The organism is Mycobacterium sp. (assembly GCF_032159565.1).
Classification (GTDB): domain Bacteria; phylum Actinomycetota; class Actinomycetes; order Mycobacteriales; family Mycobacteriaceae; genus Mycobacterium.
Genome location: NZ_JAVHWR010000226.1, coordinates 1 through 5,168, shown reverse-complemented (window position 1 = coordinate 5,168; position 5,168 = coordinate 1). Strand labels below are relative to the sequence as shown.

Annotated in this window: 8 protein-coding genes; 4 read left to right on the top strand and 4 right to left on the bottom strand. The window is 67.7% G+C overall.

From position 1 onward, the window contains the following. On the top strand, positions 1-111 hold a 111-nt coding region (locus QOC76_RS30655), incomplete at its 5' end, for a response regulator transcription factor (RefSeq protein ID WP_526363694.1). A gap of 3 nt (positions 112-114) precedes the next feature. Continuing rightward, positions 115-282, top strand: a complete 168-nt coding sequence (locus tag QOC76_RS30650; RefSeq protein WP_526363692.1) for a hypothetical protein — start codon at positions 115-117, stop codon at positions 280-282. Positions 283-315: 33 nt separating this feature from the next. Here the strand turns inward: QOC76_RS30650 and QOC76_RS30645 are convergent, their stop codons facing one another. After that, entirely contained in the window at positions 316-1,398 is a 1,083-nt protein-coding gene (locus QOC76_RS30645) for a C40 family peptidase (RefSeq protein WP_526363690.1), read from the bottom strand. Between the two features lie 2 nt (positions 1,399-1,400). Continuing rightward, a complete protein-coding gene (locus QOC76_RS30640; protein WP_526363688.1) occupies positions 1,401-1,688 on the bottom strand; it encodes a hypothetical protein in 288 nt (95 codons plus the stop codon). Positions 1,689-1,742: 54 nt separating this feature from the next. Here QOC76_RS30640 and upp point away from each other — a divergent pair, with 54 nt between their 5' ends. Beyond that, on the top strand, positions 1,743-2,366 hold the full coding sequence (gene upp / locus QOC76_RS30635; protein ID WP_526363686.1) for a uracil phosphoribosyltransferase: 624 nt from the start codon (positions 1,743-1,745) through the stop codon (positions 2,364-2,366). On the opposite strand, the gene QOC76_RS30630 is transcribed toward upp, so the two are convergent. Continuing rightward, a complete protein-coding gene (locus QOC76_RS30630; RefSeq protein WP_526363684.1) occupies positions 2,363-4,006 on the bottom strand; it encodes a phospho-sugar mutase in 1,644 nt (547 codons plus the stop codon). The two genes, upp and QOC76_RS30630, sit on opposite strands and share 4 nt — an antisense overlap. Before the next feature lie 60 nt (positions 4,007-4,066). Then, on the bottom strand, positions 4,067-4,552 hold the full coding sequence (locus QOC76_RS30625) for a MarR family winged helix-turn-helix transcriptional regulator (protein ID WP_526363682.1): 486 nt from the start codon (positions 4,550-4,552) through the stop codon (positions 4,067-4,069). Between the two features lie 89 nt (positions 4,553-4,641). Here QOC76_RS30625 and QOC76_RS30620 point away from each other — a divergent pair. Continuing rightward, positions 4,642-5,168 (top strand): AbrB family transcriptional regulator (locus QOC76_RS30620; RefSeq protein ID WP_526363679.1); only part of this gene is annotated, 527 nt, incomplete at its 3' end.

Genomic DNA, 5,168 nt, shown 5'->3' with positions numbered 1-5,168 from the left:
AGGCTTTTCGTCTCACCGCGCACCGTGCAAACCCACCTCACACACGTCTACACCAAACTCGGGCTGACCTCACGTGTGCAACTCGTCCAAGAAGCAGCCCGCCACACCTGACAGATGCCGACAGCTCAGATCGACGATGTAGTCGTTCAAGCCTTGGTTCGGGTCGGTGCGCTGCATCTTCGGGCGCTGGTCGCGCGTGCACGCGGCGACGAGGCGACCTACCGCGACTTTGCCCAGCGCTACCGTGCGATGGCGAAATCCCGGGCTTTGAGGGACATATGAAGTGGGCTGAGGCGATGCCATGGCGTTGGCGATTCATCCGGTCGGCCGCCAGAAGCCCTGAAAACCCTGTCCTGCGTTGGTAGTTCGGATCGGTGACAGCTGAACGGGATCACCCGCTTCGATCATCTGACCGTCGCCGACCACCATCGCGACGTGTCCGTCCCACACCGCCAAATCGCCTGGCCGCAATGAGTTCTTATTCACCGCTGCACCGAGGTCCTGCTCCTGTGCAAGCCGCGGAAGATCCAGTCCGGCCTGGTGGTACGCCCATTGCGTCAGCCCGCTGCAGTCGAGCCCGACGCCGGGCGTCGTGCCACCCCAGACGTAGGGAACGCCGAGCTGTGTCAGCGCGTACCGCACCGCGTTGGCTGCCGTCGCGTTGGGTGCCGTCACCGTACTTCCGTCGGGCAGGCTGACGGCTATACCGTCGCCGAACTGTTCTGGATCCGGTAACGGAAGCGCGGCCAGTTCCGCGTCGGTCGGGGCGGCGCCGCCGAACGTCGGCCCTGACATGGCGGCCCCGCTCGGCGGCATCGCCGAAGGACTTCCACCGAAGCCGGCTGGCGCGGTGAAACCCGCCGGGGCGGCCGGGGCACCCTCCGATGCACCTGCCGGGTTCGTCGGTGCCGCGACGCTTGCGGCGTGCCCGTCGAGTTCTGAGCGCAACTGGTCGACGACGGCGATGGCCTCTTCCAGCGCCCGTCGGGCCTCGTCCCGCAGTTCCTCCACCGTTCCCGGTTCGTCGAGCCGCGCCTCCATGGCGGTCGCGCGTTCCTCGAACCGGTTGATGATGTCCCGCAGCCGCGAGCGGGCCCATGCCACGGCATCCGCGGCACCGGCAGCGCCTGCCCGCATTTCGTCGATCCGCAGCGCCAATCTGTCGGCTGCGTCTGCCGTGGCGGACACGAAGTCGGCCGCCCCGTCGGCGCCTGCGCCCGTCCACCCGTCGGCGGTTCGGCTCCAACCGTTGCGTGCCGCGGCGGCGACGTCGGCCAACCGATCGCGCACCTCGGCGAGCGAGGTGGTCGGATCCCCCTCGTTCGACCACCCCGGTCCGACCTGCGCCGCCACCTCGTGGATGGGCGCCCCCAGCGCCGCGATCAGTCCGCTCGGCATCGCTAGAGCAGGCGGCTGCCGCGGCGGTCGGTTTCGGCGTAGGTGTCTGCCAGCACCCCCGAGATCGAGTGGGCCGACGCGAGATTGTCGCTGAGCGCCGTGATCGCCCGCGCTTCCGCCACGGCGGCGTCGGCGAGCGTCGTCAAGAAGCGCGTGCCGACGGGACCGAAAGCGGCCGCGGCGTCGGGACCCGGCAGCGACGTCAACGCGCTGGCGGCGGCGGACAGGTGGTCGGCCTGGGTTGAGCAGTCCGCGCCGAGTGCGCGAATGGCATTTGTGTCGACGAGCATGGGGATACGACGATCATCCGCGCCGGTCGGTTCCCTTGACGTTAGGGTCGGCCCATGGACGTGCGCGTCGTCGACCACCCGCTGGCCGCAGCGCGGCTGACCACTCTGCGCGACGAGCGCACGAACAACGCGGCGTTTCGGGATGCACTGCGCGACCTGACGCTGATGCTCGTGTACGAGGCCACCCGCGACGCGGCCACCGAGAGCGTTCCGGTGCGCACCCCGCTCGCCGACACCACCGGAGCGCGGTTGGCGAATCCGCCGCTGCTGGTGCCCGTGCTGCGCGCCGGCCTGGGCATGGTCGACCAGGCGCATGCCCTGATTCCGGAGGCGCACGTCGGCTTCGTCGGAGTCGCTCGCGACGAGGAAACCCACCAGCCGAGGCCGTATCTCGAATCACTGCCCGACGATCTGAGGACCACGCCGGTGTTCGTACTCGACCCGATGCTGGCGACCGGAGGCTCGATGGCGCACACCATCGGGCTCCTGCAGGCGCGCAACGCCGTTGACATCACGGCGATCTGCGTCGTCGTCGCTCCGGAAGGCATTGCGGCGATCGACAAGGTGGCACCGGACCTCAGATTGTTCACCGCGACGATCGACGACTGTCTCAACGACATCGCCTATATCGTCCCGGGACTGGGGGACGCGGGCGACCGGCAGTTCGGTCCGCGCTAGAACCTGCCTGCCAGCTCGGCCAATTCCTCGGCGAGAAGGCGGGCCTGCGCACGGGCGGCGGTCACGTCTCCGTCAACACATTCCCGCCGAACCTCGATGTAGGACTTCACTTTCGGCTCGGTACCCGATGGCCGGGCCGCGACCCGCACTGCGATGCCGCCGTCTCCGCCCTCGAGGATGACGGCGTCGGTTCGCCGCTCATAGGGCCGCACCGCGGCCAGATCCGTCATCGTGACATCGAACCCGCACAGCTTCGTTGGTGGCTTGGACCGCAATCGGGTCATCACCTCCGCGGCCTCGTCTGCGCCTGCCACCGGCCGCGAGACGGCGGTCGTGGCGTGCACGCCGTGCATCCGGGCAAGGTCGTCGAGGGCGTCGAGCACTGTGCGGCCCTGCTCCCGCAGCGCGACCACCAAGTCGCAGAACAACACCGCTGTACTGATGCCGTCCTTGTCGCGAACCGCGGACGGATCGACGCAGTAGCCGATCGCCTCCTCGTATGCGAAGACCAGCGTGCAGCCCGGTAGATCCCCGTCTGCGCGCGACAACCACTTGAAGCCGGTGAGAGTTTCGGCGTGGCGGGCGCCGTGCGCGGCCGCGATACGGGACAGCATCCGCGACGACACCACCGAGCTCGCCACCACCGTGTGTTCGCTCACGTCGCCGGGGTCGATCTGGGAGAGGATGTAATCGCCGAGCAGCCAACCGGTTTCGTCGCCGGTGAGCATGCGCCACCCGTCCGGCGTCGGAACTCCGACGGCACAGCGGTCGGCGTCGGGATCCAAGGCGATGGCGACTTCGGCCTCGGTGTCGGCGGCCAGCTTCAACAGTTCGTCGGTGGCGCCCGGTTCCTCCGGATTGGGAAACGGCACGGTGGGAAAGTCCGGGTCCGGCGCAAACTGGCTTTCGACCACCTGCACGTCGGAGAAGCCGGCCCGCACGAATGCATCGAGGGCGTACTCACCGCCGACACCGTGCATCGCGGTGAACACAAGCCGTGCCGATCCGTGGGTGCGCCGGACATGCGATGTGCGATCCACATAGCGCTGAATCAGGTCCATCCCCGACGTCTGGACCGCCGCCCGAGGAATCTGGTCGGCGTGCGGCGCCGTGCGGATCATCGCCTCGATCTCTCGATCGGTGGGCGAAACAATCTGGAAGCCGCCCTCGAAGTAGACCTTGTAGCCGTTGTCCGACGACGGATTGTGCGACGCCGTGATCTGAATACCCGCGCTCGCGCCGAGATGGCGGGCGCCGAACGCCACCACGGGAGTCGGGACGGCGGCGAACAACAACGTCACCATGAAACCCTGGGCCGCAAGAACTTCGGCTGCCGCGAGGGCGAAGGTCTCGGAGCCGTGCCGGGCGTCACCGCCGACCACCACACGTGATCCGGCGTGGTCTCTCTCCTTGAGCACCTGTGCGACCGCCCACGTGGTTCGCAGGACGACCGCGAGGTTCATTCCGTCCGGCCCGCCCCGCAACGGGCCCCGCAATCCGGCCGTGCCGAATGTCAGGGGACGGGCAAACCGTTCCTCGAGCTCGTCATCGCTGCACGCTTTCAGCTCGGCGACGGTTTCCGGGTCGGGGTCGTGCTCGATCCACTCACGTACGGTCGAACCGAGCGACGGCTCCGTCATCGGCGTTGCTTCCTCGCGCCAGCGCTCGTCATCAGGGTCGCCTCCTCGCGCCAGCGCTCGTCATACGGCCAGTGTGCCCACTTTGCCCTCGGCGTAAGCCAGCTTGCGCAGCACCGGCGCCACCAGCATCAACAAGTCGAATTCGAGGTCGGTCAGGTTCTCGCGCATGGTTGCGTTCAGCCAGGCGTCTCGCTCGGCGCGGTCGTCGTCTAGCAACTCGATACCCGCCCTCGTGATCTCGATCAGCTGGCGGCGTCGGTCGTCGTCGTCGGGGCGGCGCAGCACCAGACCGCGGCTGACCAGTTCGTTGATGCTGTCGGTGAGGGATTGCACACGTACGTGCAGTCGAGCGGCCAACTCGGCGGGCGTGCTGACCCCGCCGCCGCTTGCTGCTCGCGTGCGCGGCGACCTGCTCACCTCGCCGAGCACCTCCATCTGACTGAGCGTCAACCCGTGGTCTACGCGGTGCCTGCGCATCTGCCTGGTCACCGCCATCATCGACTCTCGCAGCTCGGTGGCCGGCGATCCGGCACGCACGTCGGTCATAACCAAGTTATACCTTGGTAATTCTTCGCCGTCATGACTAAAACATCGTGTTGCATGCGCATTTTGTTAAGGGCATACTTGTCATAGTGATGAAAGAGCGACTCAAGCCGGTAGCCAGATGGACGTTGCTGGTCGCCATCACCATCGCCGTCACCGTCCCGCTGACCATGGTCGGCGTTCCGTCAGCCGCGTTGTTCGCGGCGCTGGTCGTCGGTATCGCGCTGGCCTTGCCGGGCGTCGCACCGCCGCGCGTGTTCCGTCCGGTCGGCATAGCTGCGCAGGGTGTGCTCGGCGTCTACATCGGCACGATGGTCGACCGTGACGCGGTGAGCGCGCTCGGGCCGCACTGGGTGATCGTGCTCGCCGTCGCCGTCGCCACGCTGGTACTCAGCATCGTTGCGGGTGCGCTGCTCGGATTGCACCGGACCGTCACCCCTCTCACCGGCTCGCTGGCATTGGTGGCCGGCGGGGCCTCCGGCCTGGTCGCCATCGCCCGGGAGTTGGGTGGTGACGATCGAGTGGTCGCGGTCGTGCAGTACCTGCGGGTTGCGCTGGTGACCGCTTCGATGCCCGTCGTCGTCACGCTGATCTATCACGCCGACCGATCTCATCATGC

Excerpts from the sequence above, each read along its gene's own strand:
- QOC76_RS30650 (WP_526363692.1), top strand. The coding sequence starts at position 115 with ATGCCGACAGCTCAGATCGACGATGTAGTCGTTCAAGCCTTGGTTCGG.
- QOC76_RS30645 (WP_526363690.1), bottom strand. The coding sequence starts at position 1,398 with ATGCCGAGCGGACTGATCGCGGCGCTGGGGGCGCCCATCCACGAGGTG.
- QOC76_RS30640 (WP_526363688.1), bottom strand. The coding sequence starts at position 1,688 with ATGCTCGTCGACACAAATGCCATTCGCGCACTCGGCGCGGACTGCTCA.
- upp (WP_526363686.1), top strand. The coding sequence starts at position 1,743 with ATGGACGTGCGCGTCGTCGACCACCCGCTGGCCGCAGCGCGGCTGACC.
- QOC76_RS30630 (WP_526363684.1), bottom strand. The coding sequence starts at position 4,006 with ATGACGGAGCCGTCGCTCGGTTCGACCGTACGTGAGTGGATCGAGCAC.
- QOC76_RS30625 (WP_526363682.1), bottom strand. The coding sequence starts at position 4,552 with ATGACCGACGTGCGTGCCGGATCGCCGGCCACCGAGCTGCGAGAGTCG.